The following is a 14,314-nucleotide window of genomic DNA, read 5'->3' as shown; positions in this document are numbered from 1 at the left end:
AAAATAACGATTAATCTGGACAAGATGAACTCTTTCTGGGCTTTCATTGCGCACTTTTCAATGAACCCCCGATTTGACTAAAGGATGCATAATGTCTGGATTAACGCCCAGAAAAGAAGATTACATTAAGGCCATATAATCTCAGCGAAAGAAACAGGGCAGTACACGTAAAAGATATTTCTCAATTCATGGGGGTGAGGGCTTCAACCGTTGTAGGGATAGTTTTCATGTTATAAGAAGACAGATACGTTGAGCAGGAGCCATACGGATATATCGAGCTTACCGCCTTGGGCAGGGAAAAGGCCAAGGCGGTAATTCAAGCCGATTGATTATCCTTAAAGTCGCATAGGCGCGATATCTTCTCATATAAACAATTGTATTCGTAGGTCATCTTCTTTAAAGCCAAGGCGGGAAAGATATCGCGCAGCGGTATATCCTTATCGGCCGTGCCCTCCGTCTTCCAGTCCACGACGACGATCTTGTCTCCCTTGGACTTGCTTTGGCGCACCAAAAAGTTTGCCGGGTTGGCCCAGTCGTAGATCACCAGTTTGTGGCTTACCAGGAAATCGTAAAGTTCCCTTAAAAGTTCAAGGGCACGTCCTGCCTTGTCAGGGTTTTCTTTGACGAAAACGTCAATTGGTTTAGAAAACGAACCGTCTTCGTTGCAAATGCGCTCGACTACCAGCCCCGGCCCCAGGTTCGTCATCGCTATGCCAAAGCATCTCGGTGCATGCTCGTAAAAAGCTTTTCCCACTCTGAGTGCCGTAGAACGGTACACCCTTGCCTCTTCGCGGTTTGACCAAAAATCAATGAGCCATGGCATTAAAATCCTCTCCAAGCGCTTTCTTGGTGAAAGGCGATAGCCTTCTTTCCAGAGCCTATCTATTTTGATGCAAAGGCGGGGATCTTTGGGATGAACGAAGGTGTCCCTCTTGCTTCCGCTGTGAATTAAAAGGTCAGAGTCTAAGGGCATGACCTCGTTTGAAAAAAAGCGCGGCTGCAAAGGCTTTCTTTCAAAAAGAAACGGTAAAAGATCGGCAAAAAAGTACTTATAGCTATCCTTTGGGAGAAAGGCGTTCATCCAAATCTTGAGCGCTTTCCTGCGAATCTTTTTTACTCTGCTGTATTGACCTTCCGCTTCATAAATTTCTGCTAAAAGATCCAAATACACGACCAAATCGGGGTGGTTGCCACCAAGCTCTTTTGTTGCCCTAGACAGGGCCTTTTCAGCTTCGGGCAAAGCTTTATCATATTTGCAGTTTTGGATCAATTTAACGACGTTTGCGACCTCATCAGGATACACTTTGCCTTCCCCCTGAACCTCTCGACGAAGCTATTATTGACAAAAGGACATTACACCGATTTAAGTATGATATCAAAATATACTTAATATGTCTTACGTGATCCATTTCGTTCAGGTGTTGACATCAAAAAAACTTGACTTGTGGCATACTCTAGGTAGTATGCTATATCATGTATCAAAAATTACGAAAGCAGGAGGGAAAGCTTTATGAAAAAACTCGGCTTTGGACTAATGAGACTGCCCCTGATTGATCCCGAGAACCCTGAGAGCATAGATCAGGAACAGTTGAACAAAATGGTAGACCATTTCCTCGAGGAGGGATTTACCTACTTCGATACAGCTTATCCTTACCATCAGGGAAAAAGCGAAGTTGCGATAAGAAAGGCATTGGTCGAAAGGCATCCCAGAGAAAGCTTCACTTTAACCGACAAACTACCCACCTGGATTGCCACTAAATATGAAGATTACGAGGCCATTTTTGAGGAGCAGCTCGAAAGATGCGGTGTAACGTATTTTGATTACTATCTCCTTCACAGCTTGGACGTCAAACGCTACGCCGAGACTTCAAAGCTGGGCGGATTTAAATTTGTAAAAAAGCTCAAAGAACAGGGCAAAATCAGGCACATCGGCATCTCCTTTCACGATAAGGCTGCTCTGTTGGACCAGATACTAATGGAGCATCCCGAGATAGAATACGTGCAGCTTCAGATAAACTATCTGGATTGGGATAGCCAGCTTATCCAGTCGGGCAAATGTTACGAAGTGGCAACCAAGCACAAAAGGCCGGTAATAGTGATGGAACCTGTCAAGGGAGGATATCTTGCCAACGTCCCTCCCGAGGCGGTTGAGCTGTTTAAAAAATACAATCCCGACCTGAGCATCGCCTCCTGGGCAATTCGGTTTGCTGCTTCCCTTGAAAACGTCTTCATGGTGCTAAGCGGCATGAGCAGCTTCGAGCAGATGGCCGATAACGTAAGCGTCATGAAAAACTTCGTCCCCTTGAACGACGAAGAAATGAGGATCATAAAAGAGTCCGTAGAGATAATAAAGAAGAAGGTCGTGATACCCTGCACGGCCTGCAGATATTGCGTCGACGGCTGCCCCAAGCATATAGCAATACCTGAGTACTTTGCCATATTCAATGAGCGCAAGACCTTTGGGCCTACGCCAGTGCAAGTATTTTTTTACAACAACTTAGCCAGGGAACATGGCAAGGCATCGGACTGCATTGCCTGTGGTCAGTGCGAGGAGCATTGCCCTCAACACATAAAGATCATCGATGCCTTAAGGGATGTCGCCAAAGAACTTGAGGCTGAAAAAGAAACGACCCAAGGAGTCAAAAAATGACTATAACCCAAGTGAGCGAAAAATACGGGCCTATGCAACGGGTAGACTGAAGCAAGTAGCAGTTTATAGTGGCTCCCTTGTGAGCCGCTATTATTTAGCTAAATTTTATTGCTTTTAAAATTTAAAGGAGGTATAATCAAATATATTAATGTATAAGAAAAAATAAATTAAGGGCGGTTGAGGTAATTTAATGTTGCAAGCTATCAGAGTTCCTGTCAAAGAATTGCAACGTTGTAGTGGCATTGTAGCCGAAGATGTTGTATCCAATGATAAGGCTCTTCTTTTGCCTCGTGGCTCGAATTTAGCTCTTCTAGACGATAGGGCCATCAATATCTTAAAGGGAAAACTCATTTCTGAAGGGGTAGAATATATAAACATCTATCTTCACAATAATTCGGATGCCTCCTTAATTACATCAATACAGGATGAGAACGATTATCAATCCGTCCCTCCCTATCGGCAAATTGACAAATCACTAGCGGAAATGGCGCTATATCAGATTAATGACATTTACAACAGAATTGCAAAAGGAGAGGCATTATCGGAGCTGTACGAACCACTGTTGAATACGGCACGGGTTTTGACTCAAGAGATATTAGAATCCGAGGCCATTACTCTTTCCTTATATAAAGTGAAGGAAAGAGATGAGTATACTTTCGTACATTCTCTCAATGTTTCATTGCTTTCTGGTTTTTTGGCTGGAAAGCTATTAAAGGGCGATAGTGTAACCGAGAAGATCGTAATCGGAGGATTGCTGCACGATGTAGGCAAGACAAGGATTCCTCTAGAAATTTTAAACAAACCTTGCCCCTTAACAGCCGAAGAGTTCGCAGTGATGAAGGGCCACCCGTTACTAGGGTTTGGAATTCTAAGGGAGGCGAGGATTACCGACGAAACAATACTAAATGTTACTTTGTTCCATCACGAAAGAATGGATGGAAAGGGATACCCCAAGGGTCTAACGGGCAAGGACATTCCCGTTGAAGCAAGAATAGTTGCGGTGGCAGACGTCTTCGACGCAGTTACTACAAATCGCGTCTATCGCAGTGGTGTGTCTCTGTATAATGCTATATCTTTGATCATTAAGGATACTGGTAAGCATTTCGATCCAAAAGTTTCGCGGGAACTGGTATCAGCTTTAGGTTTGTATCCGCCGGGGACGATTGTGGAGTTGTCCGACGGCAACATAGCCGTTGTAATTGCCTGCAATGAGGGTGATTTGTTTCGACCCACAGTTAAGCTGATGGGCTCCTGGGCAGAAGTTACCTCCGGCAATGGACGCGATGGAAAGGTAGTGAACTTGAGAAATACCCCCAATTTGTACATAAAAAAAGCCGTAGGGAACTTCAGTAAATAAGACAGATCTGTTCTAAGTAAATTGCTCCCGAACATCTAGGATGGCCGGTTTGAGTTTCTTCAAAAAATAAAGCGATACGAAGAAGGCAACTACGGAAGATACGGGCTGACACCACCATACTCCGTCTATGCCAAACATTGCGTTCAAAAGCAGTGCTGCGGGATATCGAACTAAAATGTTTCGTATAATCTGAGCATAAAAATTATATTGTGTATAGCCTGCGCCAAGAAAAAGACCGCCAATGATGATAGTCAAGGCTATGAGGGGGTAGGCCGTCGTCGACGCCCTTATGGAGGCAACCGAATAACTTAGAGTCAGTCCCTCGGGCTTGAAGACAGCGAGAAACATCGAGGGAAATGCGTACAAAAGGACGCCCACGCTGCACATCAATATGAAAGCCCACTTGCATGCAAAGGCAAGCCCCTCTTTGACCCTTTCTATCTCTCCTTTTCCCAAATTATAGGCGACGAAGGGGACAAGGGCGGCATTCAACCCAAACACCAGCAAGAATGCGATATCCTCTATGCGGTTGCCCAAAGCCCAACCGCTAATGGCAGCTTCCCCATACTGCGCAAATATCTTGTTTAACAGCGCGGCGCCGACGGAAAAGCTGATCTGAGAAAGAGAAAGAGGCAAACCGATGACTACGATACTTCGCCACGTTGGGATCGTATTTCTGGTCAAGATAAGCTTGGGATATATATCACTGTAGTGTCTCAACTTCAAAAAAGAGTAAGCGAAGGTCAAAATTCTGCCCACAAGGGTCGCCAGAGCAGCTCCTCCGATGCCCATATCAAAGGTGAAGATCAGCAGAGGATCCAAAGCTATATTTACGGCATTCCCTATCAATAACGCGTACATCGGCATGGTGGCGTTTCCCTGGCTCCTGTAAACGGCATCTAGCAAAAGAGACCAAGAGGCAACGGGAAAGGACCAAACCTGCCAGAAAAGATATCTGTTTATATGCACAAGAGCCTCCGGGCTTGCTCCCAGAAAGGAGAAGAAATGCTCCTTTATAGAGGGAATTAAAAGCAGGCATGGAAAAAGAGATATCAAAAATACTAAAGATAGGGCAGCGTTCGCCAGATAGCGACTTCGATAAAGTCTTCCCATGCCTAAATTTTTGCTTATAAGGGTGGTAGCCCCTATCGTGCAGCCGCTCATGAGGGCATAGACGACGAATATCACCGGCATCATCAAAGACATGCCCGCCAGCGGCACGGTCCCAAGCCAGGCGATGAACATGGTATCGACTATATGAAAAATCGTGTGGGCAAACATGGTAATCATCGAAGGAATGGCAAGTCGCGTCAATACACGGGAAACCGAATCGCTTCCCATGTCAACGTTAGTCGGTTTTCTTATCTGCATATCTATTCTCCCTCGTTCAGCAAAATGGCGTCCAATACCCTTCTAAGCATGTCTTTTTTTCTTTCGTCCACCCTCTTGCCCCCATACCAAATTTCGGTAGATCTGTCCGATAACAGCGCATCTAAATGTACTTTATTCGCCTTTTCTTGCATTTCTTCAAGCAGCTCCGATGTGTCGACGGCCAACGCCTCGGCTATCTTCTTTAGTATTTTCAAGGAACCGTTTCTCCTATTGCTCTCCAAAGCTTGTATGTAGCCGGAGCTAACCCCAACGATACTGGCCAATTCGCCCTGGGTCAACCCCCGCTGCTGCCTGATCCTTTTGATCTTCAGACCCAAACTCATAAGATCTCGCACCCCTTTAAAGTGTACGTTATATGATAGCATTATCTTGACTAAACATGAAATGTCCTCCATAATTATACTAAGCTAAAAAAGATAGGTGATGCTAATGTCTAATCTGACTCCAAGAAAAGAGGACTACATCAAGGAGATTTACAAGCTCGCAGAAAAGAACAGGGCGGTTCGCATAAAAGATATAGCTCAAGTCATGGGAGTTAGGGCTCCTACCGTCGTCGGCATAATATCTTTGTTAAAGGAAGACGGTCTTGTGGCCCAGGAGCCCTACGGCTATCTCGAGCTTACGCAACCGGGTAGGGAAAAGGCAAAGTCTTTAATACAAAGAGAGCAGTTAATAAGGCGTTTCTTCGAAGATGTACTGGAACTGCCAAGCGATGAGGCGAAGGAAAATGCCTGCGCCATTGAACATTACATCTCATTAAGCTGTCTGGAACGCCTCGTATCATTTATCGAGTTTCTCCATACCTGCCCCTACGAAAAGCCAAAATTCCTGGAACATTTCAGACAGTTTTTAAATTCAAAAGACGCGGAAGGCATTTCGTGCTGTTGTTGCTCGGAGGTTACCCAAAAGAAGTAAACTCCAACGACGTCATTTTTAAGGTCAAATATTTTTTATAACACAGGATTTCGAAAAATATATCCCATGATATTTAGTTTTTAATTTATCATGGGATATATTATACTAGAAGCGATATCGTATTAGGGGAAGGGGAATTTACCTTTGCGAAAGTGTCTTGCATTATTTGGTGCGGTATCGGTCTTTTTTTGCTTGACGTTCTTGGGAAAGCCGGCTTTAGCTGATAGCGTGGATGACCTTTTTCTGGCAAAACAGTGGGGACAGCTTGACGAATTTGTAGCGTTGACGGGTAATTCGCTTTCTCCCAGAGAATGGTCTGTCTACGCCAACGGTCTCTGGCTTCAGAGCAGATTCGACGAGGCGCTGGAGATATTGCTCAGGATACAGAACGATTTCCCGCCTTCGGTAAGGCCCTTCGGCAAGTTTTATACAGCTTTAGCCTTTGAACGGACAGGTCAAGAAAGTGAGGCAAAGGCTTTGCTCTATAAGTTGTGGCCGAAATCACCCGAACCGCTTCGTTTTTACGTCGCTTACGCCCTTTTTCGGGTAGAAGACGGCGACGAAAAGGAGAAGTGGGCACGAGCCATGTTGTCTTCTGCCTCTGATGATCCCCAAAAGGTTCAGGCACTGACGGCGCTGTTTTCCATAAAGTCGGCAGGTCTTGAGGAAGCTTTTGCCCTGTTGGATCTTCAGCCGCGCAACTCGACGGCATTGAGCTTTCTGCAAAGTCAGGATTGCGAAAAAGACTCAAGAGTATGCCTCTACTTGGGCCATGCAGCCTTTTTAAACGGAGACTACAGGAAGGCCGTGGAGTTTCTAAAAAAAGTGGATGAAAGCTCTCCTTCTTGGAAAAAGGCCTATTACTATCGCGCCTATGCCCTTTACAGGCTTAAAAATTACGAAGAGGCGGCCGCTCTTTGGGGCGAACTGGCAAAAAAGGGCGGGGATTACTCCGTTGCTTCTGTTGGAAGGCTCGCCACTTTGGCGAGGCTTGGAAACGCCACGGCGATAGAAATTTTAAAGAACCTTGCTGCTCCCGACGGCGAAACGGCAAGGGCCGCCCTCTATCACCTCATATCCTTCTACGAAGACAGCGGTGACAATGCTACTGCAAAAGCTCTGACAGTAAGGCTTCTTTCCGGGAAAGACGACTTTTACTCGATGAAACTGCTGTGGCGGATGGGATGGAAATTCTGGAAAGAAAAAGACAATCTCAACGCAGCCGAATTTTTCATTCGGGCAAGTACCTATAAAGGAGATGCACTCTGGGCTTCCCGGAACCTCTACTGGGCAGCAAGAGCTCTTGAAGAATCGGGAAATACTGAAGAAGCTTTGAAGCTTAAAGACCAGATAAAGGCTAATTACCCTCTATCATACTACGGCTTATTAGTCGAAAATATAGAAGGCAAGATAAAAGAAGGCCTTCCAGAGGAACTTCAAAGTAAACCGAGCGACATGGAAGCATGGGGGTTTCTTTTTTGGGAAAGCAGGATCTTGTCTCAGAAAAATACACCGTCGGCTCGTTTCAGGGCTTCTCATATTTATGAGTGGCTGGGCAATTTCGACATCGCTTATAACGTTGTAAGGTCCCTCGAATATTCTTTAAAGGCCGAAAACTTGTACTACAGGGATTTACTGAAAGCCCTATATCCCACTCCTTTCGCGCAGGAAGTTCAGGTATCCTGCAAAGATTTCAACGTAGATCCCCATGTGGTGTGGGCCATCATGCGCCAAGAGAGCGCCTTCAACCCCAATGCCACAAGCTGGGTGGGAGCCAGTGGGTTGATGCAGCTGATGCCAGCGACGGCAAAGGACGAAGCTACAAAATTGAAAATTAAAAATTACAATATATATTCCCCTGATACGAACATACGCCTCGGCGTAGCTCATTTCTCCTGGCTTATCGGAAGGCTAGAGAAACTGCCCTTAGCGCTAGCTGCCTACAACGCAGGCATTGGCAACGTATTGCGATGGTTACCTCAGGAGGACGATTTCGACGAAATAGAATGGATCGAAGACATACCCTTTGAAGAAACCTTGACTTACGTAAGAAAAGTCTTATCCAACTATAAAGTTTACAGAGCCTTATATGGAACTATAGACGAAAGGAAGTAGTGAAATCATGAACGCAGATCGGCATTACACGGAAGAAGTCCAAAGGGTATGGGAAAAATTAAAGGAACTTGGATATGAGGGTGAAATTCTGGTGAGCGACAAAACCATATTCACCGTAGAAGACGCATCAAGGGCGATAGGCGTGCCTGAAGAACACATCCTCAAAAGCCTCATATTCCTCGTTGACGAAGAACCTGTCTTGGTCCTGATGAGCGGCTCAAATAAGGTCGACATAAAAAAGGTTAAAAAAGCCCTCGGAGGACGTAAGATCAAGATGGCCGGACCCGATTATATCGAAGAAAATTTCGGATATAAAGTGGGCGGCGTTCCGCCGGTAGGTTATAATATTAAAATGAAAGCATTGATAGATGAAGATGTACGCAAATACGACACACTATGGGCTGCCGCTGGCAACGATCACGCCTTCTTTCCTGTATCGCCGAATGAACTTGTAGCGCTCACAGGCGGTTTAGTCTGCGACCTCAAAAAGCAGTGAGCTGCGTTGGATCCTAAAGCCCAGGTCTTAAAATTCTTCCGAAACTTGAGAAATCATGAAATATACGGAGAAAGACGCCATAAAATATGGTATTATTATTAGCAGGTTAGATTAGTTGCCGCTAAATTTCATTGAAATTATTTGAACTAAACGGTTTTTTTGGTACAATGAAATCGAAGGTCAAGAAAGATCAAAGTCAGGAGGTGATCTTCCATGAAAAGACCTGAATTACCGGAAAGAAGAGGACGCGGACTGTGGTGGAACCCTTGGATGACGGGAATAGATAGACTACAGGAGGAGATAAGCAGAGTGTTTGACGATTTTGCTAGCAGATTTGTGCCGCCGGTGTTGGGTGGAGGTGCGGTATCGGTAGACGTATATCGCAAAGACGGAAACGTGATAGTCGAGGCGGAGATGCCGGGTATTGATCCACGCGATGTGGATATAAAGGTATATGAAGACAAGGTACTCTTGAGGGCCGAAAAGGGTGCCAGCAGAGAAGTGGAGTCCGAGGATGTAATAAGATCTGAAAGGTACTACGGCAAGATTTCGAGGGTAATATCGCTTCCTGTCGAAGTGATACCCGAAAAGGCCAAGGCCAAATTTAAAAACGGGCTTCTGGTGATCGCCATACCTGAAAAGGAACTCGAAGAGGAAGGTGGCTATCGGATCAATATTGAAACCGAAGATTAAAAGCTCTTCCGGCCCTAACGATTTGAAAGATAAATAGGTAAGACGAAATGCCTTTTACTTTCCCATTTTACGGGGAGAGTAAAAGGCATTTTTTCAAACAAATTGAAGGAGGCTTGCAAAGTGAAGATATCTCTTAACAGCCTTTTGGTAGGGTTTGGACTCATAATGTTGACAATACTCCTATTTGGCGCTGCGTCATTCGCCTGCACTACGATAATTGCCGGGAAGAACACCACTAACGACGGTTCGGTTTTATTGGGTCACAACGAGGACAACGGAGGAATATGCAACACCCTGCACTGGTATGTTCCACGCATGAAACACGAAGATAACGAATATGTCCAGTTGAGGCGAGGCGGCAAAGTGCCACAGGTTCCAGAGACATACGCCTATATTTGGTCCGAAAACGTAGGGTTGGAGTGGAGCGACGGAGGCATAAACGAAAAAGGGGTGGCCCTGGGAAGCAATTGGGCTGGCTCGAGAGTGCAATCTGAGGAGGCAGAACTTACCGACGGCGGGATTGGATACATGTTGCGCCACATCATTCTCCAGCGAGCTTCAACCGCCAGAGAAGGTGTAGAAATCGCTGCCAAGTTGCTCGATGAGTTCGGCTACGCTCATCCGGGTCGTTCATATCAAATTGCCGACTCGAATGAAGGATGGGTTTTACATGCAATGAGGGGCAAACATTATGTAGCCATGCGAGTGCCCGACGACCAAGTCTATTTCATTCCCAACGTCTACGTGATACACGATGTTGATTTCAATGATACCAAAAACTTCATTGCGTCCAAGGGATTGAAGAAATATGCGATCGAGAAGGGGTGGTACGATGAAAAGGAACCTTTCGACTTCGCCAAAGTCTTTGCCGACCCCGAAAGCCTAACGGCCAAGTCAAATACATACAGACAGTGGGGAGCTCATTACCTTTTGACGGGTAAAAACCCCGTCTTCTTGGAGGGCGAATGGAAATTGCCCACCACTGTCAAGCCTAATCGCAAGCTGGGCTTGGAGGATATGGCCGATATACTCAGATTCCACTACGAAAATACAGAGCTCGATGAAAACCCAGGCTATGAAAAGGGGACTCCCCACAGCGTCGGTGTAAGAAAGATTTGCGTTGCCACAACTAATACCTCATTTATAGCCCAGTTAAGAAGTGGAATGCCCAAAGAGATAGGGAACATATACTGGCTAGCCACGGGATCGCCCTGCACCGGTGTTTACGTTCCCTGGTATTTGGGAATTTTGGAAATCCCTCATCAATGGCAGGTCGCTCAAGAGACCCCACTTAATACTAAACGATCTTTCCTAGATTACCACTTTGATCCGGCACCTGAGGTCCTCCAATTTAATGACGCCTCTGCCTACTATACCTTTACGGAGCTAGAAAATCTGGTAGGCATGAACTACAAAGAGGAGATAGATTGGGTCAGGAGTGAATGGAAAAAGACAGAGCGTCAAAACATAGAAAGACAACCTTATCTGGAGAAAATGCTTTTGGAGATGTATAACGCAGACCCCGATTTGGCCATCCAATTTCTTACGGACTATTCGAAGGGAATATCCACAGAAGTTTTCGTCCGAGCAAAAGACATGATCCATATATTGAAAACAAAATACATGTCACATTAAAGATTTTTAATACAAAAGACAGCGCCGGATTAAAAGGCCGGGCGCTGTCTTTTGTAAATATAAAATAAAAAATCAAGCTTTAATTTTATCCTTATAGGCCAAATAGTAAAACAGAGCTACAAATACAACGCCTCCTATGATATTCCCCAAAGTAACGGGGATGATGTTGTTTAAAAAGCCGCCAACAGAAAGAGCGTCGAGTGAGTGGGAGCTTAAACCGGCTTGAGAGACCAGCCCTTCGTTGTTTTTTAGAAGAATGCCAAGGGCCATAAAGTACATATTGGCGATGCTGTGCTCGAAACCCGAGGCCACAAAGGCCATGATGGGGAAAAATATGGCAAATATCTTGCTGATTATATCTTCGGCGGCCATAGCCATCCACACGGCCAAAACTACAAGCCAGTTGCACAGAATGCCACTAAAGAAGGCAATTTCAAAGGGCAAAGACATCTTGCCCGATGCTATCTTCAACGCGTTCGATCCTACGGCATCACTTGCCAAACCTGTACGATATATCAAATAAGCCAAGAAAAGCGATCCAATCAAGTTTGCAAAGTAAACGATAACCCAGTTTTTAAGTATTTCTTTCAAAGTTACACAACCTGCCAAAGCTCCAATGGGGATCAAGCAATTCCCCGTAAAAAGCTCGCCTCCGGCAATGATTACCAACATCAATCCGACGGTAAATGATGCGCCGCCAACCAGTTTAGACAGGCCAAGGCCGACATATTGGCTGAGGTCCTGTGTCACGACGGTATAAAGAAACCCGCCAAAGCCTATATAGGCACCAGCTAAAAAACCAAGAAAAAGCATCTGAGAAATTCGCAAACTACATTTGCCGGTCGCTGTCGCACAAGCGCTGTTTGCTATATCTGCAGGCGATTTAAAGCTCATTTCAAGACCTCCTCAAAATATTGTCTTTATATAGGTCATACCGATAATTTATATCATTTGTGCAATCGAATGTCGACACATATGCCCCAATCAAATCAAGCTCGTCCTTTCGTTATATTATATTGCATATTGTATTTTCACTGAAAACATACCCGAATGTGATGAAACTTCTTGCAGAATTTTCCTTATGCAGACATTCGCCTATCCCTTGACAATTATAAAAATTTACCATATATTAACAAATGTCTAATGTCGACACACGACATACGACGGATAAAGACAAATATAACGCACGAAAGGCGGGATCTACATGTCAAAGAAATCACGTCTGGACTTCATGAAGATGAAGGAAAAAGGAGAGCCCGTAGCATGGATAACGGCTTATGACTTTCCCACGGCATCCTTTGCCGAACAGGCAGGGATGGATATGATACTCGTAGGAGACAGCTTAGGGATGGTACTGCTGGGCTACAAGGGGACCATACCTGTGACGATGGAAGAATGCATCACCTGCTGTAAGGCAGTGCGAAGAGGTGCTCCTAATACCTTTTGCATAGGCGATATGCCCTTCATGTCATACCAGATATCCGACGAAGACGCCGTGTATAACGCAGGAAGGTTTTTAAAGGAAGCCGACATGGACGCCGTGAAACTTGAAGGCGGAAGAAGGGTCATAACGAGGATAAAGGCCATTGCCGACGCAGGGATCTTGGTCATGGGACATATCGGTCTTACCCCTCAAAGTTCAGGAGTACTTGGGGGATTTAAGGCACAGGGCAGAGACCCAAAAAGCGCCAAAGACCTAATAATGGACGCTCGAGCTATAGAGGAAGCAGGAGCTTTCGCCCTACTTCTTGAGGCGGTGCCGCCAGAACTGACCGAATTCATAGCAAAAGACCTTTCCATACCCGTTTACTCCATAGGAGCAGGAGCGCCCTGCGACGGACAGCTTCTCATATGCGGAGACATGCTCGGGTTATTCCAGGCCTTCACTCCAAAGTTCGTAAAGAAGTACGCAAACGTCGCGGAAATTGAGATAGAGGCCTTCAAGACATATATAGAGGACGTTAAGACGGGCAAATTCCCGGAGGATCAGCATTGCTACCACATACTGCCCGAGACGGCCGAGGAATATCAGAAGATGCTTGAGGAGTTAAGAAGGTCATAGCACCTTTTAATAAAATATCTGGAGGGTGAAAAATGTTTAAAGCAAAAAAGCTTTCCGAAATACGTGCCTTTATGGAAAAATTGAATGTCCCGGGGTCGGATGGGTGGGGGCTGCCCACATCGGAAAAGACCTTTCCTGATGGCGCAAACTACAGAATAGAAATAGCAGGAGTAGAGTATCCGTCGACATTTAAAGCCATGGTCGATGAAGCGAAAAAAAGAAAGGTCAAAGTGCACCGGGCCATCTGTACAGTGGGAGGGTCTTCCTATCTTACCTTTGATCAGTTGAAAGAGATGGCGAAAATTGCAAACGACGAAGGTATCGAAGTCATCATGACCATGGGACACAGAAAGGCCTTCGATGTGGGATCGAAGGAAATGAGCACGAAGGAAGGTTCATTGCAGGGTTTCAGGCTTCGTGGATCCGACAACCTGGCCTACTGGTTCGAAGACCTTATGCGAAACCTTGAAGCGGGAATAAGGGGTTTCCTTGTCTACGACGAAGGTGCCCTTATGATCCTGTCCAAAATGCGAGAAGAAGGATTTATACCGAAGGAAACAACTTTTAAGTGGTCCGTCTTCGGAGGCTACTGCAACCCGGCAGGGGCAAAGATGCTTGAGAGCATGGGCGTCAATTCCATGAATCCCCTATCCGATGTATCTCTTCCCATACTTTCCAGCATTAGAAAAGCTGTAGACATCCCTCTCGATGTTTATATGATCATCGTCGATGCCTTCGGGGGCATGTACAGAGCCTATGATGCTCCAGAAATAGTGCGCGTCGCATCTCCTGTCTACTTCAAGATAGAGCCAGGCACTTCCGAGGCCGATATTTACAAGCCCTGGATGACTGAAAGCTGGCACGACGAATTCATTCGCATGAAGGTTAAGATCGCCCAGATACTACAGGAGATCATGGAAAGGCGAGCACCGGAACTGAAGATGTCCGAGATGTCACCAAAGGATTTACGAATACCTGTAGTCGACTGATTTGCTTTAG

13 protein-coding genes are annotated in these 14,314 nt (G+C 45.5%); 9 read left to right on the top strand and 4 right to left on the bottom strand.

The features are described 5' to 3' along the window. Positions 1–316 precede the first annotated feature (316 nt). Complete coding sequence (locus HMPREF1705_RS10110) at positions 317–1,303, bottom strand: YrbL family protein (protein ID WP_009200888.1); 987 nt, start codon at positions 1,301–1,303, stop codon at positions 317–319. A 207-nt stretch (positions 1,304–1,510) separates the two neighbouring features. On the opposite strand from HMPREF1705_RS10110, the gene HMPREF1705_RS10105 reads away from it, so the two are divergent. Together HMPREF1705_RS10105 and HMPREF1705_RS10100 are read left to right on the top strand one after the other, a co-directional pair. Continuing rightward, positions 1,511–2,650 (top strand): aldo/keto reductase, encoded by a 1,140-nt coding sequence (locus tag HMPREF1705_RS10105; protein WP_009200889.1) that lies wholly within the window; start codon positions 1,511–1,513, stop codon positions 2,648–2,650. A gap of 190 nt (positions 2,651–2,840) precedes the next feature. Continuing rightward, the gene (locus HMPREF1705_RS10100) at positions 2,841–4,007 is read left to right on the top strand and encodes an HD-GYP domain-containing protein (RefSeq protein WP_009200890.1); all 1,167 of its coding nucleotides are present in this window, start codon (positions 2,841–2,843) and stop codon (positions 4,005–4,007) included. Between the two features lie 12 nt (positions 4,008–4,019). On the opposite strand, the gene HMPREF1705_RS10095 is transcribed toward HMPREF1705_RS10100, so the two are convergent. Next, positions 4,020–5,378: an MATE family efflux transporter gene (locus tag HMPREF1705_RS10095; protein ID WP_009200891.1), complete on the bottom strand. Its 1,359-nt coding sequence runs from the start codon at positions 5,376–5,378 to the stop codon at positions 4,020–4,022. Between the two features lie 2 nt (positions 5,379–5,380). After that, entirely contained in the window at positions 5,381–5,722 is a 342-nt protein-coding gene (locus tag HMPREF1705_RS10090) for a helix-turn-helix domain-containing protein (RefSeq protein WP_040347922.1), read from the bottom strand. 106 nt (positions 5,723–5,828) lie between these two features. On the opposite strand from HMPREF1705_RS10090, the gene HMPREF1705_RS10085 reads away from it, so the two are divergent. The 5 genes from HMPREF1705_RS10085 (at position 5,829) to HMPREF1705_RS10065 (ending at position 11,253) form a co-directional block, all read left to right on the top strand. Continuing rightward, the gene (locus HMPREF1705_RS10085; RefSeq protein WP_050767852.1) at positions 5,829–6,314 is read left to right on the top strand and encodes a metal-dependent transcriptional regulator; all 486 of its coding nucleotides are present in this window, start codon (positions 5,829–5,831) and stop codon (positions 6,312–6,314) included. Between the two features lie 144 nt (positions 6,315–6,458). Further along, positions 6,459–8,429 (top strand): lytic transglycosylase domain-containing protein, encoded by a 1,971-nt coding sequence (locus tag HMPREF1705_RS10080; RefSeq protein WP_111089614.1) that lies wholly within the window; start codon positions 6,459–6,461, stop codon positions 8,427–8,429. A 7-nt stretch (positions 8,430–8,436) separates the two neighbouring features. Continuing rightward, positions 8,437–8,925: a YbaK/EbsC family protein gene (locus HMPREF1705_RS10075; RefSeq protein ID WP_009200895.1), complete on the top strand. Its 489-nt coding sequence runs from the start codon at positions 8,437–8,439 to the stop codon at positions 8,923–8,925. Between the two features lie 213 nt (positions 8,926–9,138). Further along, a complete protein-coding gene (locus HMPREF1705_RS10070; RefSeq protein WP_009200896.1) occupies positions 9,139–9,618 on the top strand; it encodes an Hsp20/alpha crystallin family protein in 480 nt (159 codons plus the stop codon). A 120-nt stretch (positions 9,619–9,738) separates the two neighbouring features. Continuing rightward, on the top strand, positions 9,739–11,253 hold the full coding sequence (locus tag HMPREF1705_RS10065; protein WP_040347925.1) for a dipeptidase: 1,515 nt from the start codon (positions 9,739–9,741) through the stop codon (positions 11,251–11,253). A 72-nt stretch (positions 11,254–11,325) separates the two neighbouring features. On the opposite strand, the gene HMPREF1705_RS10060 is transcribed toward HMPREF1705_RS10065, so the two are convergent. Continuing rightward, entirely contained in the window at positions 11,326–12,147 is an 822-nt protein-coding gene (locus tag HMPREF1705_RS10060; RefSeq protein ID WP_009200898.1) for a formate/nitrite transporter family protein, read from the bottom strand. Positions 12,148–12,457: 310 nt separating this feature from the next. Between HMPREF1705_RS10060 and panB the strand changes: the two genes are divergently transcribed. Beyond that, a complete protein-coding gene (panB, locus tag HMPREF1705_RS10055) occupies positions 12,458–13,315 on the top strand; it encodes a 3-methyl-2-oxobutanoate hydroxymethyltransferase (protein WP_009200899.1) in 858 nt (285 codons plus the stop codon). Positions 13,316–13,347: 32 nt separating this feature from the next. Next, complete coding sequence (locus tag HMPREF1705_RS10050) at positions 13,348–14,304, top strand: hypothetical protein (RefSeq protein WP_009200900.1); 957 nt, start codon at positions 13,348–13,350, stop codon at positions 14,302–14,304. Positions 14,305–14,314 lie beyond the last annotated feature (10 nt).

The organism is Acetomicrobium hydrogeniformans ATCC BAA-1850 (assembly GCF_000160455.2).
In the GTDB taxonomy this organism is placed as follows: Bacteria; Synergistota; Synergistia; order Synergistales; family Acetomicrobiaceae; genus Acetomicrobium; species Acetomicrobium thermoterrenum.
This window is presented reverse-complemented; position numbering and strand designations above follow the sequence as displayed.